Origin of the sequence: Dietzia sp. 111N12-1, assembly GCF_001658045.1 — a bacterium.
Taxonomy (GTDB): domain Bacteria; phylum Actinomycetota; class Actinomycetes; order Mycobacteriales; family Mycobacteriaceae; genus Dietzia; species Dietzia kunjamensis.
Genome location: NZ_LSSV01000023.1, coordinates 1 through 24327, shown reverse-complemented (window position 1 = coordinate 24327; position 24327 = coordinate 1). Strand labels below are relative to the sequence as shown.

Genomic DNA, 24327 nt, shown 5'->3' with positions numbered 1-24327 from the left:
GGGGCGCGAGGCCGGCCCCTACGGCGTCAGCTGCGCAGCATCTCCGCCACGAGGTAGGCGAGCTCGAGCGACTGCTGGGTGTTGAGGCGCGGGTCGCAGGCGGTCTCGTAGCGACCGGCCAGATCGATGTCCGAGATGTCCTGGGCTCCGCCGAGGCACTCGGTGACGTCCTCACCGGTGAGCTCGATGTGGATGCCACCCGGGTGGGAACCGAGAGCGTGGTGGACCTCGAAGAAGCCCTGTACCTCGTCGATGATCCGGTCGAAATGGCGGGTCTTGTACCCGTTGGACGTCGAGTGCGTGTTGCCGTGCATGGGGTCGCACTGCCAGATGACCTTGTGGCCGGTCGCCTCGACGGCCTGGACGATCGGCGGCAGCGCGTCGCGGACCTTGTCGTTGCCCATCCGGGAGACGAGCGTCAGTCGACCCGGCCGGTTGTGGGGGTCGAGCTTCTCCACGTACTCGACCGCCAACTCGGGCGTGGTGGTGGGACCGATCTTCAGGCCGATCGGGTTCTGGATGAGCGAGGCGAACGCCACGTGGGCGTCGTCGATGCCGCGGGTCCGCTCCCCGATCCACAGGAAGTGCGCCGACAGGTCGTACAACCCCTGCTCGGCGTCGCCGGTCAGGCCCGTGCCGTCGTCGGCCAGGCGCAACATGGCCCGCTCGTAGTCCAGGACGAGCGCCTCGTGGGAGGAGAAGATGTCGGCCGAGCGCAGGTTCTGGTCCGAGACCCCGCACGCGTCCATGAAGCGCAGGCCACGATCCACCTCGGCGGCGAGGGCCTCGTAGCGGGCACCAGCGGGCGAGCCCGCGACGAACTCCATGTTCCATTCGTGGACGCGATGCAGGTCCGCGGTGCCCGACGCCGTGAGGGAACGGACCAGGTTCATCGCCGCGGCCGCGTTGGCGTAGGCACGGACGAGCCGGGAGGCGTCGTGCTCACGGGCCGCCTCGTCCGGCTCGAGCGCGTTGACCATGTCGCCGCGGTAGGACAGCAACCCGGTTCCGTCGCGGTCCGCCGAGCGGGGCTTGGCGTACTGGCCGGCGATCCGGCCGACCTTGACCACGGGCATCGACGCACCGTAGGTCAGCACGACCGACATCTGCAGCAGGGTGCGGATCACGCCCTTGATGTGCGGCTCGGTGTTCGCCTCGAACGTCTCGGCGCAGTCACCGCCCTGGAGCAGGAACGCACGCCCGTGCGCCACGTCGGCGAGGCGATCGGAGAGGTGCTCGACCTCGGAGGCGACGCAGATCGGCGGCACGCTCTCCAACACTTTGCGCATCGCCGCGGCGTGACCGGGATCCCACGACGGCTGCTGCAGGGCGGGCCGCGAGAGGGCGTCCGCCAGCTGCCGATCCAGGTCCGCGGAGAGCGGCGGGAGGTCGGGGAGTTGCGCGATGTCGACGTCGACTGTCCAGTTGCTCACCCCGGCGACGATACGCCACCACCGGCGGAGCGGGCCTCAGAGACCCAGGTGGGGCGACTTCGCCGCGATGGCGCGGAAGCGCATCGCGGCGTGGCGGGCGTCGGCGAGGGCGTCGTGTTCCCCTCCCGGGTGTGCGGGCAGGTCGGGCTTGCCGGCGGTCTCCCAGAGCTGGCGGACGTCGCGCGTGAACCGGGGCATGGCGGCGGGAAGGGCTGTCATGTCGCCCCACAGCTGGCAGACGGCCACGTGGTCGTACGCCCCGATCCACGCCCACATCTCGACCCCGCCGGTGGGCGGCGCGGTGACGAACTCGTAGAGCTCGTCCCGGATGCGGCTCCGGGACATCCACGCGGACGACGACGGGTTGGGCAGCTTCGGAAGGACGTTGCGCCGCACCCACGGCCCGGCCGCCGAGGCGTCGAAGTCGGTGGACACGGCGTAGAACTCCCGGCCGTCCTCGGCGACGATCCCCACGGAGACCAACTCGATCGTCGTGCCGTCCTCGATGAACTCGCAGTCGTAGAAGTAGCGCACCGGCGATCAGCGCTGTCCCTCGACGGGGTGGTCGAGCAGGTTCCGCCCGGCCTTGCGCACCGCCTCGTAGCGCTTCTTCATCTCGGCGCCATACGTGTCGTGGACGTACTCCTGATTGGTCAGCGCCTGGATCCGCCGCATGAGCTCGTCGGTGATCTCGCGCTCAGCGTCCCGGTCCCCCTCGCGCCCGGCCCACGGGGACAGATCGAGCGGCTCGCCGAGCATGACCCGGATCTCGGTGCGCCGCCCGGGGCGGAACCGGGAGATCCGGCGTATGTACTCGGAGGTCCCGGTCACGCCCACCGGGATGATGGGCACCCCGGCGCGGAGTGCGAGGCGGGCGGGCCCGGTCTTCCCGCGGTACAGACGACCGTCCGGCGAGCGCGTCCCCTCCGGGTAGATGCACAGGATCTCCCCCGATGAGAGGACCTCGAGCCCGGCGTCGAGGGCGGCCTGCGCGGCGTCGGCGTTGGTGCGGTCGATCGGGTGCTGGCCCGAGCCGGCGAAGAACCACCGGCTGAGCATGCCGCGGACACCGGTTCCGGTGAAGTAGTCGCTCTTGGCCAGGAAGGTGACCCGGCGGGGCAGGAGCAGAGGGGTGAACAACCAGTCCGCGACGGACTGGTGGTTGCCGACCAGCAGGGCGCCACCGCGCTCGGGGAAGTGCTCGCGTCCCGTGACGACCCGACGACTCGTCAGACGTAGGAACGGGCCGATGAGCACGTATTTGAACAGGTAGTACAGCAACGGGTCACCGGTCCTCTTGTGATGGCTGTCGACGAATGCGGATACTACCCGGCGCGGTCCGCAGATCCGGACGGTACGAGGTTCGGGGGCCACAGATCCGGGTCGGGCAGGAAGCTGATCACCAGTCGACCCGCGTCGCGCTCGAAGACGGACTGCGTGAGCACACACCGGCGCAGCAGCGGCGGCAGCGCCACCACCGCCCGGAACCCGTCGAACTCCAGGCGGAGCAGGTCCCCCTCGACCGAGACCGGCGCGGACGGGCGGGTCGGGGCCGGGTACTCGACCCGGTATCCGCCCTCGCCGTCGGGCGCCACCACCGGGGTGACGGCGCCGCGGGCCAGAGTCGCCATGGCAGCCGTGGAGCCGGCCGGGGACCCCACCACGATGGTCTCGATCCTCCCGGCGAGGAAGCCGGCCACGTCACCGGCGAGCAGCGCGAGTCTGTGCGCTTCCCGCACCCGCACGTCGGCGCGTCCGCCCGCCGCCATGGAGGCGAAGCGCACATTGGCGGGCCAACGTGATTCCACGAACGCGGCCAGTTCCCCGGCCGCCGCGAGCCGGCGCACCGCGGTCAGGTCCCCGTCGAGCTCGACCACGACGACGTCCCAGTACTCGGACGACGCGGCCCGTCGCGCGTACTCCCACCCGAGCACCGCGGCCAGTGGGGTGTCCCCTCCGGCGGCGAGCGCCGCGAGAACGTCGTCGTCCGGATCGGCGGCGCCGGACCGGTAGGCCTCGAGCCTCGCCGTCGGGTCGTCGACCCGGACCTCGACTGGCCCGTCCTCCGAGACGTCGAGACGGGGATCGACGGCATCGGGATGGCCGGTCAGGATCAACGCCGTGCAAGCGGGGTCCGCGAGCAGGTCGGCGGTGACGCCCGCGCGGTCCTCGGGATCTCCCCCGAGGACGACGACGACACGGGTTCTGCTCACCGCGACTCCGCCCGGCGCTTGAGTTCCTTCAGCGCGTCGCCCAGGATGCGCCGCTCGGCGCGGCTGCGCAGGCTCCCGATCACCGGGACCGTGAGCTCGATCTCGAGTTCGTAGTCCACACGCGTGCCGCCCTCCACCGGTTCGAGCCGGTAGTAGCCCCGTTGGGCCCTCTGCAACGCCGAGCTCTCGAGCCGCCACTCCAGACCGCGGTCGTCCGCCGACCAGGAGTAGACGAGGACGTACTCGTCGACGATCGCGCCCGCCTCGAGCTTGAACCGCACCCGGTCCGGACGACCGTCCTGACCTGTGGACAGCACTTCGGCCGCGCGGATCGACGCGGACCACTCCGGGTACGCGGCGAAGTCGGAGATGACCGCCATGACGTCCTCCACCGGTGCGTCGACCACCGTGGAGTCTCGGGTCGGCCACACCTCGGGGGCGCCGTCGTGCTCGCTCATACCCACAAGCTTCACATATCCCGCTCCGCGATGCGCCCCACCCGCGGCGCCCGGAGGGCAGGCGACGTGACCACCGTGTGGTCCCGGCGATAGTGTGTGTGGTCACCGACATACTCTGAACGTCTCCACCGGGAGGACCCTTTGCGCGAATACGTCGCGGTACCCGCCAACTTCACCGTCCCTGACGACTGGTCCTGCGTTCAGTCGGCATACGACCGCGCGGAGAACACCCCGGAGAACGTGGCGTTCCAGAAGCCCGTCGACGGTCGGTGGACGGACGTCACCAACCGCGAGTTCGCCGAGGAGGTCCGGACGATCGCCCGCGGACTGGTGGCGCTCGGTGTCCGGGCGGGCGATCGGGTCGCCCTCCTCAGCTCCACCCGGTACGAGTGGAATCTCCTCGACTTCGCGATCTGGGCCGTCGGCGCGGTCACCGTTCCCGTGTACGACAGCTCCAGCGCCGACCAGATCCACTGGATCATGGAGGACTCCGCGGCCCGGTTGATCATCGTCGAGAACGACACCCACGCCACCACCGCCCGGGAGGGCGTACAGGGCCTGGAGGTCGCCGACGTCCTGGTGATCGACGGCGCGACCCCGGTCCTGGAGACCCTCGCCTCCGAGGGGGCCACGGTCGACGTCTCGGTGCTCGACGAGCGCCGGGCCTCGGTCCGCGCCGACTCCCCCGCGACGCTGATCTACACCTCGGGGACCACGGGCCGCCCCAAGGGCGTCATGCTCAGCCACCGCAACTTCATGTCCGAGACGCTCGCCGTGCTCGAGACGCCGTTCAGCGGGATCCTGCGGGACGACGCCACCTCGGTGATGTTCCTGCCCCTGGCCCACGTGTTGGCCCGCGCCATCACCTACGCCGGCTTCCACGCCGGCGTGACCATCGCGCATTCCGCCGACCTGAACAACCTGGTCGAGACGTTCGGCGAGATGCAGCCGCACTACATCCTGGCCGTCCCCCGCGTGTTCCAGAAGGTCTTCAACAAGGCCCAGGCGACCGCGCAGGACGGCGGCGCGGTCAAGGCGTGGATGTTCGACAAGGCCGCCGACACCGCGGTCGCGTACTCCAAGGCCAACCGGGGTGACGGCCGGGTGGGTCCGTTCCTCGGGCTGCGCCACGCGATCTTCTCGAAGTTGGTCTACGCCAAGCTCGTCAACGCGCTCGGTGGGCGCTGCGAGGTCGCCATCTCCGGCGGCGCCGCCCTGGGTGACCGTCTGACCCACTTTTTCGACGGGATCGGGGTCAACATCTTCGAGGGCTACGGCCTGACGGAGACCTGCGCCGCGATCACGGTCAACACCCCGGGGCGGATGCGGATCGGCAGCGTCGGCCAGCCGCTGCCCGGCTGCGCGGTCCGGATCGCGCAGGACGGTGAGGTCGAGGTCAGCGGACCCGTCGTCGCCTCCGGCTACTGGCAGAACAAGGAGGCGACCGCCGAGTCCTTCAGCGACGGCTGGTTCCGCACCGGCGACCTGGGTTCGCTGGACGAGGACGGGTACCTGTCGATCACCGGCCGCAAGAAGGAGATCATCGTGACGGCCGGCGGGAAGAACGTGGCTCCCAACCAGCTCGAGGACGCGCTGCGTGCGGACCCGCTCGTGGCGGAGGCGGTGTGCGTGGGCGACGGCAAGCCGTTCGTCTCGGCCCTGCTGACCCTCGACCCGGAGGCCGTCGAACGGTGGAAGACCCACCACGACAAGTCCGGCTCGTTGTACGAGTTGCTCAAGGACGCCGACCTGATCGAGCACCTGGACCAGGCGCTGGTGCGGGCGAACCGGAGCGTGTCTCACTCCGAGTCGATCAAGAAGTACCACGTCCTCCCGGACCAGTTCACCGAGGAGACCGGTGAGCTCACCGCGTCCCTGAAGGTCAAGCGCAACGTCGTGCACCAGAAGTACGCCCAGCAGATCGAGTCACTCTACGCCTGATCGGACTGCGCGTCGGAACGCGTGCTCTCGCGGGTCACTCCCCCGAGAGCACGCGTTCCATGTCCCGGGCCAGGTCCTCCCAGCGCCAGTTCTCCAGCACCCAGGTGCGGCCGCGGACCCCCATGGCCGACGCCCTGGGCCGGTCCTCGAGGAGGCCGGCGACGGCGTCGGCGACCTCGCCCTGTGACGTCCCGTCGACGACGAGACCGGTCCGGCCGTCGCGCACCGTCTCCGGGGCACCGCCGCTCCGGCCCGCCACGACCGGCACCCCGCACGCGGACGCCTCCAGGTAGACGATTCCCAGCCCCTCGACGTCCAGCCCTCCCCCTCGGGTCCTGCACGGCATCGCGAAGACGTCCGCCAGTCGGTGGTGGTCGACGATCTCGTCCGCGGGGACGCGGCCGGTGAAGACGACCCGGTCGGCCACCCCGAGGCGGCGCGCCAGTCCTTCCAGCGTGCGCCGATAGGGCCCACCGCCGACGACGACGAGGACCGCCCCGGGCACCCGCCGGGCGATCTCCGGCATCGCCCGGATGAGCATGTCCTGGCCCTTCCGCGGCACGAGGCGGGACAGACACACGATCACGTCGCGGTCCGCGAGTCCGTAACGGTCGCGGATCGCCCTTCGCCGTGCGGGATCCGGCCGGAACCTCTCCGTATCGACGCCACCCGGCTGGTGCACCAGGCGGGCGCGGGGGCCGAACGCCGCCGCGAACCGCCTCCGTGTGTAGTCGCTCACGTAGGTGACCGCGTCGGTGGACTCGCCGATCAGTCGCAGGATCTGGCGCGAGCCCGGCAGCATCGACCAGCCGACCTCGTGTCCGTGTGTGCTCGCGATGATGCGGTCCACGGGGCCCTGCCGTAGCACCGGCGCCATGGCGGCGAGCGGGGCGGCGGCCCCGAACCAGATCGTCGTCGCGCCGAAGTCCGAGGCGAGCCTTCGTGCGCGTGCCGCGAGGTCGGGTGTGGGGAGCAACACCTCGGTGGGCACCCTCTCCACCAGATAGGGCTTGGCGGCGTCGTACTCCGCCGATTCGCCACCCCGGAACGTCGAGGCGAGCACCGCGACGTCCGTCGGGTCCAGGTGGCTCAGATACGTCTCCAGGTACGACTGGATCCCGCCCGGGCGCGGCGGGTAGTCGTTGGTGATCAACAGCGTCTTGGTCATCGGCTCCGAGCCTGCCACACAACCCGGCCCGCCTCGGCCCCGCCCGGTGCGTCGTCCTCGTCGGGAAGGGGCGGAGCGCGATCGGGGACGGCCGGTGTCTGCGCGGGGCGGCCGTGCTTGGCCGGGTCGGCCGGGGTCAGTAGCGGCGGATCCCGTGAATCGGCATCGCGTCGACCTGCTCGAGGCGGACCGGCACACCGTAGGTCGGGGCGTGCAGGACCAGACCGTCGCCGGCGTACATCCCGACGTGGGTGGCGCCGGGGAAGTAGATGACAAGGTCACCGGGCCGGATGTCGTTCATCGCCACCGGGGCGCCCGCGACCGCCTGCGCCTGGCTCGCCCGGGGCAGCGCCTTGCCCTCCTGCGCGTACGACCACACCATGAGACCGGAGCAGTCGAACTCGGACGGGCCCGTCGCGCCCCACGAGTAGGGCGCGCCCAGCCGGGAGAGTGCGACTCGGAGCGCCGCGGAATTGACGTCGTCCACCGGCGGGGCAACGTACCCCTCCGGCACCACCGGTCCGCCGATCCAGAGATCGCGTTGTGCGTCCGACAGTGCGTCGACCCGGCGACGGACCTCATCCATCCGTACCCGCATCTCCTCGGTTCGGCGGGCGAGCGCGTCGGTTCGCTCCTGCGCGACGCGGGCCGCGTCCCGGGCCTCGGCCGCGGAACGCGCGGCCTCTTCCCTGAGCTGCACCGCATCCCGGGACGCAGCTCTGGAGGCGTCCAGTGCACTCGTGGTGGCCCCGGACAGTCGGCGCAGCGTGTCGAGCCTGTGGACCAGGTCCCGGGGGCTCTCGGCGAGCACTGCCGCCCGTGTGGCGCCGGTGTCCCCGCCCCGGTACCGAATGGTCGCGAGGTGATCGACGGTGGACTGGTCCCGGCGCGCGGTGCCGTCCGCGAGGGCGGACCGTCCGGCTGCGACCCCGGCGGCCCGTTCGAGGCGGACGCGCTCCCCGTTGGCGCGGTCCAGTTCCCCGCGCGCGAGGTGGAGCTGCTCCCCCAATGCTCCCGCCTCCTCGGACAACCGGGCCAGCTCCGCCAGGTCCTCGCTCATCTCGCCGGGCACCGCTGTGGCGGACGGCGTGGTGGACGGTGCAGTCTGCGACGGAGCGGGGGAAGACGGAAGCGGTCGACGACGGAGCGGGAGAAGTCGACACCTGATCAGGCGGGGTAACCGGACCCGGGACAGGCGCCGTGGTCGCGGTTGGCGACGACCGGTCCGGGGTGGTGGTCTGCGCTCCGGCCGGCGCGGGACCGAGGGTCAACGAGGTGGTCACGGTCGCTGCGATCGCGAGCACCCTGAGGCTGCGGGTCATCTGGTGTCGTCGAACTCTCGGATCCGGGTCACGCAGGGCGCGGGCGCCCAGCCGACGCCTACGGTGGAATCGGGTACCCGAGAGGGGATGTTACAGACGACAGACCCCGCCGGTGACCGGTTCGAGACCGGACGCCGACGGGGTCTGCGGAGGTTCGGGGAGCGACCCGACTCAGTAGTAGCGGGTCGCACCGTAGAACGGCATGGAGTCCACCGGCGCGTAGCTCACCGAGGTGCCCGAGTACGGGGCGTGGACGACCTGGCCGTTGCCGGCGTAGATCCCGACGTGGCTGGCGCCACTGTAGAAGGCGACGATGTCGCCGGGCTGCAGGTCGGCCTTGGAGACCTGGGTGCCGCCGCCGATCTGGGCCTGGCTGGTGCGCGGGATGGAGATCCCCGCCTCCTTGTAGGCCCACGAGGTCAGACCGGAGCAGTCGAACGAGTTGGGGCCGGTAGCGCCCCAGACGTAGGGCGAGCCGACCCGGGTGGTGGCGGCGTCGAGGATGCGCTGGCCGGTCGAGACCACTGGCGCGGGGGCGGCGAACTCGACGGGCGCCGCCTGGGCCTGGGCCTGGGCCAGGCCGGCCGGGAGCTCGATGCCCTCCGGCAGGTCGAACGAGACCTGGTTCGGCACGCCGGGCAGCCGCAGCTCCACGGGGACGTCGACGGTAATGGGTGCGGCGGCGGCGGTCCCGGAACCGGCGACAGCGGCCCCGGCTGCGAGCAGGCCTGCGGCGGCGACACGACGGCCGGTCGAGCTGGTCTTGATGCTGTGGGCTCCCACGAAGATTGTTCCTCTTTCTTCCTGCGGCACCGACCGGGTTAGCTGACGGGTTCGGACACGGAAGTCTGTCCTACGCTTCGGACCTGTAGGCCCTCGTGCGATTCACCCCAGTGGATCCTGGTTCCCCGGTGCGCCCTTCGGCGCTTAGGTGTGACCCCGGCTCCCCGCCGGCAGGCTGGCGATGACTTCCGAGGTCTCGAAAAGGTTACGAAACCGTCTCGTCGAAGTCCAGTTCATCGCTCACGCGGCGACGTCAGCCCCCAGAATCTCGACCGTGGAGACCATTCCGACCTCGCGGAGGATGTCGATCGCCTCGCGGACCTCCGGGTCCAGAACGTAGCCGCACGACTCCGGAGAAAGCTCGTCCACCTGCGGTTTTCCGGCGTCGAGAACGGCGATGATGCACCCGTCACATGCGGCGGGCCCCGCGGGACATCGCACGCAGTCCATCGTGAACATGATCTACCTCACACTTCGTCCTGGGCGTGTTGCCCGTTCGTTATCGAGCCGCGATCCGGGCCCGGGGTGGTCGTACTGCGGGGCACCCTAGGGACAAGGTCCGACAACCACGGCGGGGCCGGCCGTGTCGGAGGGCGGGGCTACCGTCTCCGGCATGCCCCGATCCCCCTCCCCCGTCTCGACCGGGGTGCAGGCAGCTTTCGACGATCTCGAGCCTCTGCTGTCCGACGTCACGTTCGTCGTGGTCGACCTGGAGACGACGGGCACCCGGACCGGAAGCGACGAGATCACCGAGATCGGCGCGGTACGCGTTCGGGGCGGCGAGGTGCAGGCGGAGCTGTCGACGTTCGTCTCGATCGACGGTGCCCTGCCCGGCCACATCAGCAGACTGACCGGGATAGCTCCGGACGACCTCGTCGGTGCCCCGAGTCTCGGCGAGGTGATGTCGACGTTTCTCGAATTCTCCCGCGGGGCCGTCCTCGTCGCCCACAACGCGCGGTTCGACCTGGGGTTCCTGCGGGCCGCCGCCGCGTCGACCGGGCACCCGTGGCCCGATCCCCCGTCGGTCTGCACCCTGGCTCTCGCGAGGCGGGTGCTGCACCGCGGGGAGACACGAGGCCACCGGTTGGGAGTCCTCGCCGCGCACCTGGGGGCCACCGTGGAGCCCAATCACCGGGCCCTGCAGGACGCCCGCGCCACGGTCGACGTGCTCCACGCACTGATCTCGCGGGTCGGCGACTGCGGGGTCTCGACCCTGTCGGAGTTACGGGCCTACGACGGTCGCCTCTCCCCGGAGGTGAGGCGGCGGGCCGCCATGACCGGGTCATTGACCGAGGGGCCCGGTGTCTACGTGTTCCGGGACGACGCCGGTGGCGCCCTGTACGTCGGCTCGTCCGGCGCGGTCCGCAGACGGGCCCGGTCCTACTACTCCGGCGGTGACACGCGCGGACGGATGCGCACCATGGTCGGGCTGGCCGACTCGATCGACTCGGTCGCGTGCGCCCACCTCCTCGAGGCGTGGACCGTCGAGGAACAGCTCATCGACTCGCTTCAACCCCCGTTCAACACCCGGTCGCGGAGCCCTCGCCGCGGCTGGTGGCTCACGCCCCCCACCGGCCGCGCCACCCGCCCGAAGGTCGTGCGAACCCCGGACGACCCCGCCGCCATCGGGCCCTTCCGGCGCGCCGAGGACGCCCGGGCCGCCTGGGAGGACCTCCTCGGCGTGTTCGGCACCGCCCCGGGATCCGATCGCTGGGCGGCGCTGGCGGAGGGACGGGACTCCGGTCCCCTGCGGGATCTGGTCGACCGCGTGGAGGTACTCGCGGCCGAGGGCGCGTTCGAACGCGCGGCCAGGCTCCGCGACAGGACCGCAGCCCTCGTGCGGGTCCTCTCCCGACGGCAGGAACTCGCCGCAACGGCATCGCTGCCCGAGATCGTTCTCGCACAGCCGGCGCCGCGCCGGACGTGGGCGGTCGCGGTGGTGCGCCACGGTCGACTCGCCGGATCCGGGGTCGTCCCGCCGGGAGCGGCACCGATGCCGGTCATCGACGGACTCCGGGCCGCCGCGACCACCGTGCAGCCCGGCCCGGGCCCCTTCGCCGGTGCCACCGCCGCCCAGATCCGGAACGTCCACCGGTGGATCGACTCGACCAGGACACGCATCGTCTCGGTCGAGGGTTGCTGGACGCTCCCCCTTGACGGGGCGCACACGCTGACCGGCTGGGCGACCCTGGCCGAGAGCGCCGCCGCCGAGCACCGCGGGACCGGACTCGTCAGCGCACGCTGAACCCGGCCCACTTCTCGAGCAGCCGCGCCGCCTCGCCGTCGTCGATCGCCGCGGCGGCCCGGTCCACCGCGGCCCGCATGGCAGATACCAGGTCGGAACCACGCTCGAGACCGTCGAAGGCCACCAGCGCGGCCGCGGAGTTGAGCAATACCGCATCGCGCACCGGGCCCCGTGCTCCCGCGAGGAGATCGCGGGCGACCCCGGCGTTGTGGACGCCGTCCCCGCCCCGCAACTCCTCGATCGAGCAGGTGCTCATCTCGAAGTCGGCGGGCTCGACCTGATCCTCGTCCACATGACCGTCCGAGACCCGCAGCACCCGGGTGGGACCGGTCATGGTGATCTCGTCGAGGCCGTCCGACCCACGCACCACGAGCGCCGACCTGCCGCGCAGCGCGAACACCTCCGCCATCACCGTCATCAGCCCCTCGAAGGCGCAGCCGATGAGGTTCGCGGCGGGTGCCGCGGGATTCGTGAGAGGCCCGAGGATGTTGAAGACGGTAGGGATCCCGATCTCACGCCGGGGGGTCGCGGCGAAACGCAGCGCGGGATGGAACACGGGCGCGAAGCAAAAGGCCACGCCCACCTCGTCGAGGCACCGCCCGACGTCCTCCGGGCCGAGGTCGATCGCCACCCCGAGCGCCTCGAGCACATCGGCACCGCCGCTCTTGGACGATGCCGCCCGGTTGCCGTGCTTGACCACGGGCACTCCGCAGGCGCTCACCACGAGAGAGGACATCGTCGAGATGTTCACCGTGCCCTGGCGGTCACCACCGGTACCGACGATGTCCACGCAGGGACGATCAGTGGGCACCCGACGGGAGTAGTCGAGCATGGTCGAGGCCAGCGCATCGAGCTCCGGACCCGTGACGCCCTTCATTTTCAGGGCAACGCCGAAGGCTGCGATCTGAGCGTCGGTGGCGACACCCTCCATGATCCGGGACATCGCCCACCCGGCCTCCGCCGGATCGAGGTCCCCGCCCGCGGTGAGGGTACCGAGAACCCCGGGCCACGACCGGCCCCCGTCGAACGCTGCCGAACTGCCCACGTGTCCCGACCTCCTCTGGTGTCATGGAAACGGACACGCCCCACAGGGCGCCGCCCGCACGTCGTCAATCGTGCCACTGTTCCGACCCGGCCCGTGCGCTGACACCCTGCACTCCGGCGGCGGCGAGCGGCCGGTGCTCGCCTGAGAGTGCCCTGATAGCCCCTGCAAGGGGGACCAATACCGACCCTTGCCCTGAGAGTTTCCGAAGCGACCTGCGGAAACGCTGGACAGACACGCCGATTTCGGGGGTCCGTGCAGACTCGTCCCTCCTCAGGGGTCATACTTGGCCACGTGACGAGCGCAGTAGATAACTCAGGATCGGCCATGGCCCAGCGTGTTCATTCGCTGAATCGGCCGAACATGGTCAGTGTGGGCACCATTGTCTGGCTGTCCCAGGAGCTGATGTTCTTCGCGGGCCTGTTCGCGATGTACTTCGTCTCCAAGGCGAACTCGGGAGGTGACTGGCCTTCCTATCCCGTACACCTCAATGTGCCGTACGCCCTGACGATCACCGTCATCCTGGTGGCGTCGTCGTTCACCTGCCAGATGGGCGTCTTCGCCGCCGAGCAGGGTGACGTCTTCGGACTCCGCAGGTGGTACATGATCTCCGCCTTGATGGGAACAGTGTTCCTGATCGGACAGACGTACGAGTACGTGATGCTCTACCTCGAGGGCGTCACGATCTCGTCGAGCGTCTACGGGTCGGTATTCTTCATTACCACCGGTTTCCATGGGCTTCACGTGTTGGCGGGCGTCCTGGCGTTCGTCGTACTGGTCATGCGGACCACGATGTCGCGATTCACGCCGGCGCAGGCCACAGCCGCCATCGTCGTGTCGTATTACTGGCACTTTGTCGACGTGGTCTGGATCGGACTTTTCGTCACCATCTACTTCATTCAGTAGTCAGCTGGCCGCAGGACGCTGTGTCCAGCGGGTCCCAACTCCAAAGGGAACTCACAATGAACTCTCCTCTCCCACCCGCTGCCGATACGCCGTCGCCGGACCCCGTTGTGGCTCCAGCGCGCCCAGTGTCCACGAAGCGTCGCCGGAAGGCAGTCGGCGCGCTAGTCATCGCGGGCGGCCTCGTCGGGGCGGGCGCTGTCGCCACGGCTGTCATTCCCGAGCCACAGGTCGCGACGGCTCAACAGGACCAGGCCGCGCTCATCGCCGACGGAAAGCAGCTCTACGAGGTCTCCTGTGTCACCTGCCACGGGATAAATCTCCAAGGCGTCAAGGACCGCGGTCCATCCTTGGTCGGCACGGGCGCGGGAGCGACGTACTTCCAGGTGAACTCCGGTCGGATGCCGGCGGCGGACAACGAGGCCCAGGCGGAGCGCAAGAAGCCCCGCTACAGCGAGCACCAGATCATCGCGCTCGCAGCGTATGTCGACCTCTACGGCGGTGGCCCCGAGCTCGTCACCGACCCAGACGGTGAGATCGCCCAGGGCTCGCTGCGCGGCGCGTCCGGACAGGCCCGCGCCGAGGAGATCGCACGCGGTTCAGAGCTCTTCCGCCTCAACTGTGCGTCCTGCCACAACTTCACCGGTCGCGGCGGCGCTCTGTCGTCGGGCAAATACGCCCCCACTCTCGACCCTGCCAATGAGCAGGAGATCTACCAGGCCATGCTGACCGGACCCCAGAACATGCCCAAATTCTCGGACCGTCAACTCACCCCTGACGAGAAGAAGGACATCATCGCGTTCGTCAAGGACTCGGATTCCAAGGTCTCGCCCGGCGGTTACTCGCTCGGCGGACTCGGCCCGGTGACCGAAGGTCTGGCCATGTGGCTTGTCGGCATCGTCGCCCTCATCGGCGCGACCCTGTGGATCGGATCCCGTTCATGAGTGAGACCCCGAAGAACCCGTCCCCTGCGGATCTCGACCGGATGAGCGATGCCGAGCTCGTGCGCATGGGCACCGAACTCGACGAGGTCGACGTCCGGTTCCGCGAGGCCCGTTTCCCGGAGGGCACCACCACCCGCGCCGAGAAGCGCGCGGCGCTGACCGTCACCACCTGGTTCGCGCTGTCGGCACTGTTCGGCCTCGCCTTCGCCGTCGTCTACATCTTCTGGCCGTGGGAGTACCGCGGCGAGGGTGAGGACGGCTACTGGTTGTACATGACCTACACGCCACTGCTCGGCCTGACGATCGGGCTGTCGATCCTGTTCCTGGGCTTCGGCGCGGTGCAGTTCACCAAGAAGTTCATCCCCGAGGAGATCTCGGTCCAGACCCGCCACGACGGCGCCTCGGACGATCTCGACCGGCGCACCTTCGTCGCCGAGCTCAACGACTCGTGGAAGACCTCCACCCTCGGCCGCCGCAAGGTCATGGGCGGCTTCCTCGGCGCGGGTGTGGGGCTCATCGGCCTCTCCGCGATCCTGCCGCTCGGCGGCATGATCAAGAACCCGTGGAAGCGCGGGGAGATGACCCTCGCCGGTGACGGCACGCTGCACACCACCGGGTGGACCCTGGCGTCCGACACCCGTCCCGACGGCCTCCCGCCGGAGAAGGTCTACCTCGGCCGCGACACCGGCAAGGTCTACCCCGACGGGGACCCGCCGGCCGGCGAGGGTCGCCTCGAGCGCATCCGTGTGGACGACCTGTCCGCCGGTGGCCTCGAGTCCGTCTTCCCCCTCCCCGCCAGCGCCCTGGGCAACTTCGAGGAGCACATGCACTCGATCCACGGTTCGCGCAACTCGGTCATGTTGATCCGTTTCCGTCCCGAGGACGCGGCCCGCGTGACCAAGCGCAAGGGCCAGGAGAACTTCAACTACGGCGACCTGTACGCCTACTCGAAGATCTGCACCCACCTCGGCTGCCCCACGTCGCTGTACGAGCAGCAGACCCATCGATTCCTCTGCCCGTGCCACCAGTCGCAGTTCGACGCGCTCGAGTACGCGAAGCCGATCTTCGGCCCCGCCGCCCGTGCACTGCCGCAGCTGCCCATCGCCGTCGACAGCGAGGGTTACCTCGTCGCCAACGGTGACTTCATCGAGCCGGTCGGACCTGCCTTCTGGGAGCGTCGTTCATGAGCAACAACACGAGACTCGCGGCACTGGGCGATGGCCTGGACTCGCGGTACACCATGTCCAAGGGCCTGCGCCGGCAGATCAACAAGGTCTTCCCGACGCACTGGTCCTTCCTGCTGGGCGAGATCGCCCTGTACAGCTTCATCATCCTGTTGATCTCGGGTGTCTACCTCACCCTGTTCTTCGACCCGTCCCTGTCGAAGGTGATCTACCAGGGTGCCTACGCACCGCTCAACGGCATCGAGATCTCCCGTGCCTACGAGACGGCGTTGAACATCTCGTTCGAGGTCCGTGGCGGACTCTTCGTGCGCCAGATCCACCACTGGGCGGCGCTGCTGTTCGTCGCCTCGATGGTCGTCCACATGATCCGCATCTTCTTCACCGGCGCGTTCCGTCGCCCGCGTGAGGCCAACTGGGTCATCGGTTGTGTGCTGCTGCTCCTGGGCATCGTCGAGGGCTTCCTCGGCTACGGCCTGCCGGACGACGTCCTCTCGGGCACCGGCCTCCGGATCACCTCGAGCATCATCGTCGGCCTGCCGGTCATCGGCACCTGGATGCACTGGATGATCTTCGGCGGGGACTTCCCCGGCGAGCTGATGATCCCGCGCTTCTACGTCCTGCACGTGCTGATCATCCCCGCGATCATCCTCGCGCTGATCGCCGCTCACCTGGCGCTGGTCTGGTACCAGAAGCACACGCAGTTCCCCGGGCCCGGCCGCACGGAGAACAATGTCGTCGGTGTCCGGATCCTCCCGGTCTTCGCCGTGAAGTCGATCGCCTTCGGCGCCATCACCGTCGGCATGCTCATGCTCTTCTCGGGCCTGTTCACGATCAACGCGATATGGAACCTCGGGCCATACAACCCGTCGCACATCTCGGCGGGCTCGCAGCCGGACTGGTACATGCTGTGGACAGAGGGCGGCGCGCGAGTGATGCCGGCCTGGGAGCTCTACCTCGGCCCGTACACCGTGACCGCCACGACCTGGGTGGCCGTCATGCTGGGCGCCATGGTCGCGCTGATGTTCGCGTACCCGTGGATCGAGTCGAAGCTCACCGGCGAGAAGGGGCATCACAACCTGCTGCAGCGTCCGCGCGACGTGCCGGTCCGCACCGCGGCGGGCATGATGGCGATCACGTTCTACGTAATCCTGGTGCTCATGGGTGCCAACGACCTCATCGCGTACCACTTCTCGATCTCGCTCAACGCGACGACGTGGGCGGGTCGAATCGGCCTGATCATCCTGCCGCCGCTGGTGTACTTCGCCACCTACCGCCTGTGCCTGGGTCTCCAGCGCGCGGACCGCGAGGTGTTGGAGCACGGCATCGAGACCGGCATCATCATGCGGATGCCGCAGGGCGAGTTCATCGAGGTGCACCAGCCGCTCGGCGAGATGGACGAGCACGGCCACGCCGTTCCGCTCGCCTACGCCGGCGCGAAGGTCCCCACCAAGATGAACCAGCTCGGTGTGGCCGGCCGTCCCCCGCGGGGCGCACTCAAGGCCGACCCGGTCGAGGAGGCCCGTCTGCTCGAGGACGCCGACCACGACAAGCACCACCGCGAGCACTCGATGCTCACCACGTTGCAGGAGGAGAACCGGACTCGTCGCCACGACGGGCACTGATTCCCCGACAGCACCCGACCGCGGGCCGGATCTCCACCTGGAGGTCCGGCCCGCGGTCGTCGGAAGCCAGCCGTCGCGGCCGAGGGGAGGCACAGATGAGCGACGATCGGATGCCGGTGGGCCCCGGACGCGGAGGACTCGTGCTCACCGACGAGGTCGACCGCGCACTCGACCTTCTGCACTCGGGACACGATCTCTTTCTCACCGGTAGGGCCGGAACCGGAAAGTCGACCCTGATCCGCCGGTTCCTCGCCGAGACCGACCACCCCGCCCTCGTCGCCGCGCCCACCGGGATCGCAGCCCTCACCGTGGGCGGCTACACCATCCACCGGCTGTTCGGCTTCCACCCCGACCACACGGTCGACCACGTGCGCAGCAGCGCCTACCGTCCCGGGCGATTCACCCAGGCCCTCGCCGGCGCCCACACGCTCGTCATCGACGAGGTGTCGATGTTGCGGGCCGACGTCTTCGACATGGTCGCCATCGCGCTCGAGAGGTTCGGCCCGGACCCGACGATGCCGTTCGGGGGCGTCCGGCTCGTCCTCGTCGGCGACCTCTTCCAGCTACCGCCGGTGGTGACCGCGTCCGAGAGATCGTCCTTCGAGGCCGTCTACCCGACGCCGTACTTCTTCTCCGCCGAGCGCTACCACCCCGAGCACTTCCCCACCGTTGACCTCACCCATGTCTTCCGGCAGTCCGGTGACCCGGAGCTCACCGCGATCCTCAACTCGATCCGCGAGGGCGCTCTCGTCGGCCCGGCGCGCGAACGGCTCAACTCCCGCACCGACCCGGACTTCGATCCGCCGGACGACGAGTTCTGGCTGACGCTCACCACCACCAATCGCAGGGCCGCGAGCCACAACCAACGCCGCCTCGATCGGCTGTCCGGGTCGGAACTGGCGATGGAGGCGACGCTCACCGGCGATCTCACCGGGTTCGAGCTCCCCACCCGGGAGGTGCTGGGGTTCAAGGTCGGCGCGCAGGTCATGATGCTCACCAATGACCCGGCGGACCGTTGGGTGAACGGATCCATCGGACGGGTGCTCGATGTGACCCTCGGGCGACGGGGCGACCGCGGAGAGCGAGGGCCCGTCGTCGTCGTCGCGTTCACCGGCGGCGAGGTCGCCGAGGTCGCGCTCCACACCTGGGACGTCACCCGACCGGTGACGGACAGCGGCGGTATGCGACACGAGGTGGTCGGGTCCTTCACCCAGTTCCCGTTCACCCTCGCCTGGGCGGTGACCATCCACAAGAGCCAGGGACAGACCCTGGACAGGGTCGTCGTGGACCTCGGCGGCGGCACGTTCGTGGCGGGGCAGCTCTACGTGGCGTTGAGCCGCTGTCGGTCGCTGGGAGGCCTCGTCCTCACCCGGCCGGTGCTGCCCGGGGACCTCAAGACCGACCGGCGGATCATCCGGTTCCTGCGGGCGCCGGACGGTGGGCCCTCGGCCCGCCGCTGCTGTGCTGTCGCGGTGGTGTCCGTCGGCGAGGACGGGCCCCGGTCCCGGCCCCGGCCGGTGGAGCTCGCCATCGCCTTCCCCGACGGCACCGCGGTGACGACGCTGGTCAATCCCCAGCGCGACCTGGCCCGGGCGCGGACGGACTACGGCATCACCGTCTCCGATGTCCTTCTCGCCCCCACGCTCCTCGAGGCGTGGTCGATGGTCGCCCCACTGGTGGACGGGCACACCCCGGTCGGCGTGGACCTCGACGTCACTCTCGGTCGACTGGACGCCGAGTTCGCGCGCCTGGGAGGCACGGTGCCGTTGCCGGTCGGGGTCGACATCCCCACCGACGCCCTCACCCCGGGTGAGCGGGCACGTGGCCGCTCCGGATCGGCCCTCGCGCGTGCGCGGGTGGCGCTCGAGGCCCACGGGCGGCTGCACCTCGATGACGCGGCGGCCGGCACGTTCGACGCCGACCTCGTCGACGAGGCCGCGGTCGGCTACCTGCTCAGCCGCGACGCCGACGTCCGCCCACCGACCTCCGAGGTACTCCCCCAACTGTCGGCGATGCTCGGTATCAGCGCCGAGGTCGGGGCCGCTCTGTTGGGGCGCCCCCGCCGCGGTGGGCGCCCGGGGGCCGAGGTCGACGACGACGACGACGACGAGATCGTCACCCCGGGCGACCGCGATCTCCGGGCAGGCGCGCGCGGACTCGTCGCCGGGCAGATCCGACGCGCCGCGCAGCGGGTGCCGATGACCGCCGACGTGCTGGAGCGGCTCCGGCTGGCCTCCGAGATCGTGGGCTCGGACCTGACGCCGGGGCTGGAGGCTCCGCCGGAGGCTGGCGCGGCGGACGTCCTGCGGCCCGGGACGCGGGTGTGTTTCTCCGGCAGCGCCCTGGACCGCAGCGGCGTCCTCGTGTCCCGGGACGAGATGGAGGCCCTCGCCCTCGGCCGTGGCCTGGTGCCCGTCGGTGCGGTCACCAAGAGTCGCTGCGACGCCCTGGTGGTCGCGGAGCCGGGCAGCCAGTCGACCAAGGCGAGGGCGGCCCACAAGTGGAGCACGCCGGTCATCGCGGCCGCGGACTTCCTCGCATGGGCCGGCCGCTGACCGGGGTGGTTCGTCGCCGTCGCCGTCGCCGTGCTCAGGGAGCGATCGGCAGGGCCTGTCCGGCCATGTCGGCCACCGCCCGGTACGCCATGGTCATCCCGGACCCCAGGGGCACACCCGGCCCCGGGTAGGCCTCACCGGAGACCGACGCGGACGAGTTGCCTGCGGCGTAGAGACCCGGGATGGGACGTCCGTCCGCGTCGAGCGCGGCGCCGTTCGCGTCGATCACCGCACCGCCCTTGGTGCCGAGGTCGCCGAGGACGAGTCGGACGGCGTGGAATCGCTCGCCGCCGACCGGTCGCAGGCACTGATCGGCCGTGGAGGCACCGAGGAAGAACCGCCCGTACGGGTCCTCTCCGCGGGCGAAGTCGGCGTCGCGGCCCTGTTCTGCGAAGCCGTTGAACCGGTCCACGCTCTCGCGCAACGCGGCGGGATCGAGCCCGGTGGCCTCGGCCAGTTCCTCCACGGATCCCGCGGTGTGCCACAGGCCGGCACCGCGCAACGCGTCGGGCTCGGGTGCGGGGATACAGATGGCCGGGTAGCCGCCGGCCTCCGCGTCGTCGAACACCAGCCAGAAGTCGTCACCGGCCCCGTCGGACATGCGGGCGTGCATCCAGCGCCCCATCTGGTCGTACGGCAGCAGTTCGTTGGCGAAGCGCCGGCCGGTGCCGTCGACGATGATCCCGGAGCGGAAGCCCAGGGTGAACGCGGCGTGCCCGTTGGGGAACAGCGTGGCGGGGCACCACCAGGACTGATCGAGCAGGTCCAGCTCCGCGCCGACCTGCTCGAACATGCGGACGGCGTCGCCCGAGCCCGTGGCGGGGTGGGACGAGGACCAGTCGGCGGTGGGCATGTCCTGCCAGCGGCGGCGGAGGTCCGCCGACCGTTCGAAACCGCCGGCGGCGACCAGTACCCCACGGCGTGCGCCCAGCACCTGCCGGCCGGAGAGACCGTTCACGACCACCCCGACGACACGTCCGTCGTCGTCACGGACCAGTTCCTCGGCGGCGGTGTTCAGTCGGGTCTCCGCGGTGTCCATCGCGTCGAGTGCGAGCACGAGTCGCGCCACCCAGGCCCTGCCGCCCTCGAGCTTCGTTGTGTCCTCGTCCGCGCCGAACTGGTCAGCCGGAACCGGCGGACGGATGTCGGTCGCCCGGTCGCCGACCTCCTCGCCCTTGATGGGCTTGGGGTAGATGCTCCGGCCGAGTTCCTGGCGCCCCGGGGCGTCGAAGTAGTCGGGGAAGGCCTGGAAGCGGGTCGGGATGCCCAGCTCGTCCTGCAGGAACTCGACGACCTGCGGCCCGGTGTTGAGGAACGCGTCCTGGACGTCGGCGGCGGTGCGGTCCCCCACCACGGCGCGGAAGTAGGTGCGCCCCCGCTCGACGGAGTCCTCGACCCCGTCCCGGGCGAGGACGGAGTTGCCAGGGAGCCACACGGCGCCGCCGGAGTACGCGGAGGTCCCCCCGAAGCGGTCGGTCTTCTCGATCAGGCAGGTCGACAGACCCCGGGCGGCGGCGGCCGCGGCACCGAAGAGGGCTGCCACCCCCGACCCCACGACCACCACGTCGAATTCCGCGTCGAATGTGTTGTCCTGCGCCGTCACGGCAGCCCCTCATCGTCATCCAGCTCTGGTGGAACACGTTCCAGTTCCTGTCGTGACCCTAACACCGGCCCGGTGTGCGACACCCTCGATCGGCGATCGGTGGGGAACGAGGGGGAGGCGGGGCAGGATCTGGGTGTGACCGATCGAGACGACAGCACCGGCGCCGGCGTGGAGCACACCGAGGACGGTCGCCACATCGTGGTCGGGGGCCGGCGGTGGCGCGCGACGGATCCGTCCATCCCCGAGAAGCTCCGCTCGGAGCTCGTCCGGGCACTGATGACCGGTCGCCGGCTGGTCAAGACCGAAGGCGATGCCGCCCGGGTGATGGTGCACGACGCCAAGGTCGCGCTCGGAGAGCGCGGCGACCCGTGGTGGGAACCCACCCGGGAGGGGACACGCGGCCGCCTGGCCGCGACGATCAGGACGCTCCTGCGCTCGCGCGGCCAGGGGTCGATCTGCCCGTCGGACGCGGCCCGGGTGGCGGGTGGGGACCATTGGCGCGACCTCATGCCCGTCGCCCGGGAGGTCGCGTTCGAACTGCGCGACGAGGGCGTGGTGGCGGTGACCCAGCGTGGCGAACGGGTCACCGGACGTGAGGTGACCGGGCCGATCAGGCTGATCGCCGACGACGGCCTGGAGTTCACTCCGCCGACGGGGTGACGTCACGGCCTCGGACGGGTCGGCGGGCGGGTGAGAGAGTTCGAATTCTTGTAGGCTACTCACCAGTAGGAGTACACCAACCTGACGCTCCGCTCCCCTCCACGGTGGCCTGCCACCGGAGCAGACCGTCCAACGGAAAGGCACGCACTTGCGCCGCACTGTGTTCAACGAAGACCACGAGGCCTTCCGCCAGACCCTCCGTGACTTCATCGAGTCCGAGGTGACCCCCCACTTCCAGGAGTGGTTCGAGGCCGGCATCGTCCCGCGGGAGTTCTACTACAAGCTCGCCGACCTCGGCTTGTTCGGCATCAACGTCGACGAGGAGTACGGCGGCGCGGGGATCAATTCCCACAAGTTCGAGGCCATCCAGTCCGAGGAGACCGCCCGCGCCGGCGTGAACTTCGGCGGCTCGGGTGTCCACGTACTGCTCGGGCTCCCCTACATCAAGGCCCTGGCGACCGAGGAGCAGAAGCAGCGCTACCTGCCCAAGTTCGTCTCCGGCGAGGAGATGTGGGCGCTGGCGATGACCGAGCCCGGCACCGGGTCCGACCTGGCCGGCATGAAGAGCACCGCCAAACTCTCGGCTGACGGCACCCACTACGTCCTCAACGGTGCCAAGACGTTCATCACCGGCGGCGTCCACGCCGACCGCGTGATCGTGGCCTGCCGTACCGCTCCCCCGCGTGAGGACGACCGCCGCTTCGGCATCTCGCTGCTCGCCGTCGACACCAAGCTCGAGGGCTACGCGGTGGGCCGCAAGCTCGACAAGGTCGGACTCAAGACCTCCGACACGGCCGAGCTGTCCTTCACCGACGTCAAGGTCCCGGTCGAGGACCTGCTCGGCGAAGAGAACCGCGGCTTCTACTACCTCGGGCAGAACCTGCCGTCCGAGCGCTGGGGCATCGCCTACGGTGCGTATGCCCAGGCCGCGGCCGCCGTGCGGTTCGCCAAGGAGTACACGCAGCAGCGCACGGTCTTCGGCAAGGAGGTGGCCTCGTTCCAGAACACCAAGTTCGAGCTGGCCGCGTGCCAGGCCAAGGTCGACGCCGCGCAGGCCGTCGCGGACCGCGCCCTCGAGGCGCTGGACGAGGGCGAGCTCACCGCCGCCGAGGCGGCCTCGGCCAAGCTGTTCTGCACCGAGGTCGCCGCCGAGGTCATCGACCGTTGCCTCCAGCTGCACGGCGGCTACGGCTTCATGAACGAGTATCCGATCGCCCGCCTGTACTCGGACAACCGCGTCAACCGCATCTACGGTGGCACCAACGAGGTCATGAAGTCCATCATCGCCAAGGACATGGGCCTGTAGGTCCCACGACCCCCCTGGCTCCGTCGGGCCCCGTCCGCTCCCCGCGGACGGGGCCCGAGGCGTCCGACGGGTTGCGCCACGCCCGTCAGCCCTCGGGTGCGGCCTCGTAGTCGGCGTGCCCCTCGACCCCGTATCTGTATGTGATGGGGTCGATGAAGACGTCGGGCTCGGCGGGGGGCCTCAGGGTGAACGCCACGTAGGCGGCGACGATGCCCGCCAGGTAGAAGACCGAGAGGACGACGACGAGGACGTCCGCCTCCAGTCCGTTGAGCAGACTCACGAAGATCGCCTGGGCGAGCGCGATACACAGGCCGAACACGGCGATGTCCACCCACAGCACATTGCGACCTGCGACGGCCTTGTAGACGAAGACCACCCCGATCATCGTCACCGGGATCGAATAGAGGGCGACAGTGGCCGCGGGCACGAAGGACGGCTGCGAGGCGCCGCCGAGCACGAAGAGGGCCGCGTACAGCACCATGGTCGGCCAGGCGGCGATCTTGATGTGCTCCCAGTAACTCTCGTTGACCGCGGCGAACACGGCCACGACCCGGTTGTGCCCGCTCCAGTCGTAGGCGAAGTGGAGCACCGAGCCGACGACGATGAGCGGGATGATCGCCCACCAACTCACCGAGACGACGGCACCCGTGTCCAACACGGTCTCATCCTCCCACCGACCGGCGCAGTCCGCCGGTCTTCCCAGGTCAGAGCCGTGTGTCGGACCTGCTTGCTAGTGTTTCCCCAATCGAACACACAGGCGAATCAGGGTCGTGCGGTCAACCGCCGGAAAGGGGGTGCACATGCGGGAGACGACCACCGGGGATGATGCCGGAGCGGTGGCCGGCAGTCCCGCCGTCACCGCCGCCAGCTCCGCAGCCCTGGCGGCGTTGAACGCCGAGAACCGCGCGGCCGCCGCCCGACTGCGCGCCTGCCACGACCTGTGGG

Annotated in this window: 21 protein-coding genes and 1 riboswitch; of the genes, 9 read left to right on the top strand and 12 right to left on the bottom strand. The window is 70.0% G+C overall.

The window, feature by feature from the left end:
• Positions 1–26: 26 nt before the first annotated feature.
• From AYO52_RS04375 to AYO52_RS04355, 5 genes are read right to left on the bottom strand one after another with little or no spacing between them, the layout of a single operon-like run.
• A complete protein-coding gene (locus AYO52_RS04375) occupies positions 27–1433 on the bottom strand; it encodes a class II 3-deoxy-7-phosphoheptulonate synthase (RefSeq protein ID WP_067713735.1) in 1407 nt (468 codons plus the stop codon).
• Positions 1434–1469: 36 nt separating this feature from the next.
• Entirely contained in the window at positions 1470–1967 is a 498-nt protein-coding gene (locus AYO52_RS04370) for a polyadenylate-specific 3'-exoribonuclease AS (RefSeq protein ID WP_067713732.1), read from the bottom strand.
• A 6-nt stretch (positions 1968–1973) separates the two neighbouring features.
• Positions 1974–2714: a 1-acyl-sn-glycerol-3-phosphate acyltransferase gene (locus AYO52_RS04365; RefSeq protein ID WP_067713729.1), complete on the bottom strand. Its 741-nt coding sequence runs from the start codon at positions 2712–2714 to the stop codon at positions 1974–1976.
• A 44-nt stretch (positions 2715–2758) separates the two neighbouring features.
• The gene (locus tag AYO52_RS04360; RefSeq protein ID WP_067713726.1) at positions 2759–3646 is read right to left on the bottom strand and encodes a hypothetical protein; all 888 of its coding nucleotides are present in this window, start codon (positions 3644–3646) and stop codon (positions 2759–2761) included.
• On the bottom strand, positions 3643–4104 hold the full coding sequence (locus AYO52_RS04355; RefSeq protein WP_067713724.1) for an SRPBCC family protein: 462 nt from the start codon (positions 4102–4104) through the stop codon (positions 3643–3645). Before AYO52_RS04355 ends, AYO52_RS04360 begins: the two co-directional genes overlap by 4 nt.
• Before the next feature lie 141 nt (positions 4105–4245).
• Here AYO52_RS04355 and AYO52_RS04350 point away from each other — a divergent pair, with 141 nt between their 5' ends.
• Positions 4246–6045: a long-chain fatty acid--CoA ligase gene (locus AYO52_RS04350; RefSeq protein WP_067713721.1), complete on the top strand. Its 1800-nt coding sequence runs from the start codon at positions 4246–4248 to the stop codon at positions 6043–6045.
• A gap of 34 nt (positions 6046–6079) precedes the next feature.
• Here AYO52_RS04350 and AYO52_RS04345 read toward each other — a convergent pair whose 3' ends face one another.
• The 4 genes from AYO52_RS04345 to AYO52_RS04330 form a co-directional block, all read right to left on the bottom strand.
• Entirely contained in the window at positions 6080–7213 is a 1134-nt protein-coding gene (locus AYO52_RS04345; protein WP_067713719.1) for a glycosyltransferase family 4 protein, read from the bottom strand.
• Between the two features lie 136 nt (positions 7214–7349).
• Complete coding sequence (locus AYO52_RS04340; RefSeq protein ID WP_082923772.1) at positions 7350–8273, bottom strand: NlpC/P60 family protein; 924 nt, start codon at positions 8271–8273, stop codon at positions 7350–7352.
• 433 nt (positions 8274–8706) lie between these two features.
• A complete protein-coding gene (locus tag AYO52_RS04335; protein ID WP_067713716.1) occupies positions 8707–9318 on the bottom strand; it encodes a C40 family peptidase in 612 nt (203 codons plus the stop codon).
• A 12-nt stretch (positions 9319–9330) separates the two neighbouring features.
• A riboswitch (cyclic di-AMP (ydaO/yuaA leader) is annotated at positions 9331–9479 on the bottom strand.
• 79 nt (positions 9480–9558) lie between these two features.
• The gene (locus tag AYO52_RS04330) at positions 9559–9768 is read right to left on the bottom strand and encodes a hypothetical protein (RefSeq protein ID WP_253701885.1); all 210 of its coding nucleotides are present in this window, start codon (positions 9766–9768) and stop codon (positions 9559–9561) included.
• A 163-nt stretch (positions 9769–9931) separates the two neighbouring features.
• On the opposite strand from AYO52_RS04330, the gene AYO52_RS04325 reads away from it, so the two are divergent.
• Entirely contained in the window at positions 9932–11563 is a 1632-nt protein-coding gene (locus tag AYO52_RS04325) for a DEDD exonuclease domain-containing protein (protein WP_067713711.1), read from the top strand.
• Here the strand turns inward: AYO52_RS04325 and trpD are convergent.
• On the bottom strand, positions 11550–12608 hold the full coding sequence (gene trpD, locus AYO52_RS04320) for an anthranilate phosphoribosyltransferase (protein WP_067713708.1): 1059 nt from the start codon (positions 12606–12608) through the stop codon (positions 11550–11552). The genes AYO52_RS04325 and trpD overlap by 14 nt on opposite strands.
• A 291-nt stretch (positions 12609–12899) precedes the next feature.
• Between trpD and AYO52_RS04315 the strand changes: the two genes are divergently transcribed.
• From AYO52_RS04315 to AYO52_RS04295, 5 genes are all read left to right on the top strand, one after another.
• Positions 12900–13511, top strand: coding sequence for a heme-copper oxidase subunit III (locus tag AYO52_RS04315; protein WP_067713706.1), 612 nt, complete (start codon positions 12900–12902; stop codon positions 13509–13511).
• A 56-nt stretch (positions 13512–13567) separates the two neighbouring features.
• Entirely contained in the window at positions 13568–14452 is an 885-nt protein-coding gene (locus AYO52_RS04310) for a c-type cytochrome (RefSeq protein WP_082923770.1), read from the top strand.
• Positions 14449–15639, top strand: a complete 1191-nt coding sequence (locus tag AYO52_RS04305; protein ID WP_067713701.1) for a ubiquinol-cytochrome c reductase iron-sulfur subunit — start codon at positions 14449–14451, stop codon at positions 15637–15639. The genes AYO52_RS04310 and AYO52_RS04305 overlap by 4 nt, the downstream gene beginning before the upstream one ends.
• A complete protein-coding gene (locus tag AYO52_RS04300; RefSeq protein ID WP_067713699.1) occupies positions 15636–17258 on the top strand; it encodes a cytochrome bc complex cytochrome b subunit in 1623 nt (540 codons plus the stop codon). Before AYO52_RS04305 ends, AYO52_RS04300 begins: the two co-directional genes overlap by 4 nt.
• Positions 17259–17353: 95 nt before the next feature.
• Entirely contained in the window at positions 17354–19813 is a 2460-nt protein-coding gene (locus AYO52_RS04295; RefSeq protein ID WP_067713696.1) for an AAA family ATPase, read from the top strand.
• Positions 19814–19847: 34 nt separating this feature from the next.
• Here the strand turns inward: AYO52_RS04295 and AYO52_RS04290 are convergent, their stop codons facing one another.
• Complete coding sequence (locus AYO52_RS04290; protein WP_067713693.1) at positions 19848–21416, bottom strand: FAD-binding protein; 1569 nt, start codon at positions 21414–21416, stop codon at positions 19848–19850.
• 135 nt (positions 21417–21551) lie between these two features.
• On the opposite strand from AYO52_RS04290, the gene AYO52_RS04285 reads away from it, so the two are divergent.
• Positions 21552–22076 carry a DUF3253 domain-containing protein gene (locus AYO52_RS04285; RefSeq protein WP_067713870.1) on the top strand — a complete coding sequence of 175 codons (525 nt, stop codon included), beginning with the start codon at positions 21552–21554 and terminating at the stop codon, positions 22074–22076.
• A gap of 148 nt (positions 22077–22224) precedes the next feature.
• Positions 22225–23382, top strand: a complete 1158-nt coding sequence (locus AYO52_RS04280) for an acyl-CoA dehydrogenase family protein (protein WP_067713690.1) — start codon at positions 22225–22227, stop codon at positions 23380–23382.
• Between the two features lie 85 nt (positions 23383–23467).
• On the opposite strand, the gene AYO52_RS04275 is transcribed toward AYO52_RS04280, so the two are convergent.
• Positions 23468–24040 (bottom strand): DUF6512 family protein, encoded by a 573-nt coding sequence (locus tag AYO52_RS04275; RefSeq protein WP_216635309.1) that lies wholly within the window; start codon positions 24038–24040, stop codon positions 23468–23470.
• Between the last annotated feature and the right edge of the window lie 287 nt (positions 24041–24327).

What these genes read in the sequence shown, in the direction of transcription:
- AYO52_RS04355 (WP_067713724.1), bottom strand. Translation starts at nt 4,104, where the DNA reads ATGAGCGAGCACGACGGCGCCCCCGAGGTGTGGCCGACCCGAGACTCC.
- AYO52_RS04345 (WP_067713719.1), bottom strand. Translation starts at nt 7,213, where the DNA reads ATGACCAAGACGCTGTTGATCACCAACGACTACCCGCCGCGCCCGGGC.
- AYO52_RS04340 (WP_082923772.1), bottom strand. Translation starts at nt 8,273, where the DNA reads ATGAGCGAGGACCTGGCGGAGCTGGCCCGGTTGTCCGAGGAGGCGGGA.
- AYO52_RS04330 (WP_253701885.1), bottom strand. Translation starts at nt 9,768, where the DNA reads ATGGACTGCGTGCGATGTCCCGCGGGGCCCGCCGCATGTGACGGGTGC.
- AYO52_RS04325 (WP_067713711.1), top strand. Translation starts at nt 9,932, where the DNA reads ATGCCCCGATCCCCCTCCCCCGTCTCGACCGGGGTGCAGGCAGCTTTC.
- AYO52_RS04310 (WP_082923770.1), top strand. Translation starts at nt 13,568, where the DNA reads ATGAACTCTCCTCTCCCACCCGCTGCCGATACGCCGTCGCCGGACCCC.
- AYO52_RS04305 (WP_067713701.1), top strand. Translation starts at nt 14,449, where the DNA reads ATGAGTGAGACCCCGAAGAACCCGTCCCCTGCGGATCTCGACCGGATG.
- AYO52_RS04300 (WP_067713699.1), top strand. Translation starts at nt 15,636, where the DNA reads ATGAGCAACAACACGAGACTCGCGGCACTGGGCGATGGCCTGGACTCG.
- AYO52_RS04295 (WP_067713696.1), top strand. Translation starts at nt 17,354, where the DNA reads ATGAGCGACGATCGGATGCCGGTGGGCCCCGGACGCGGAGGACTCGTG.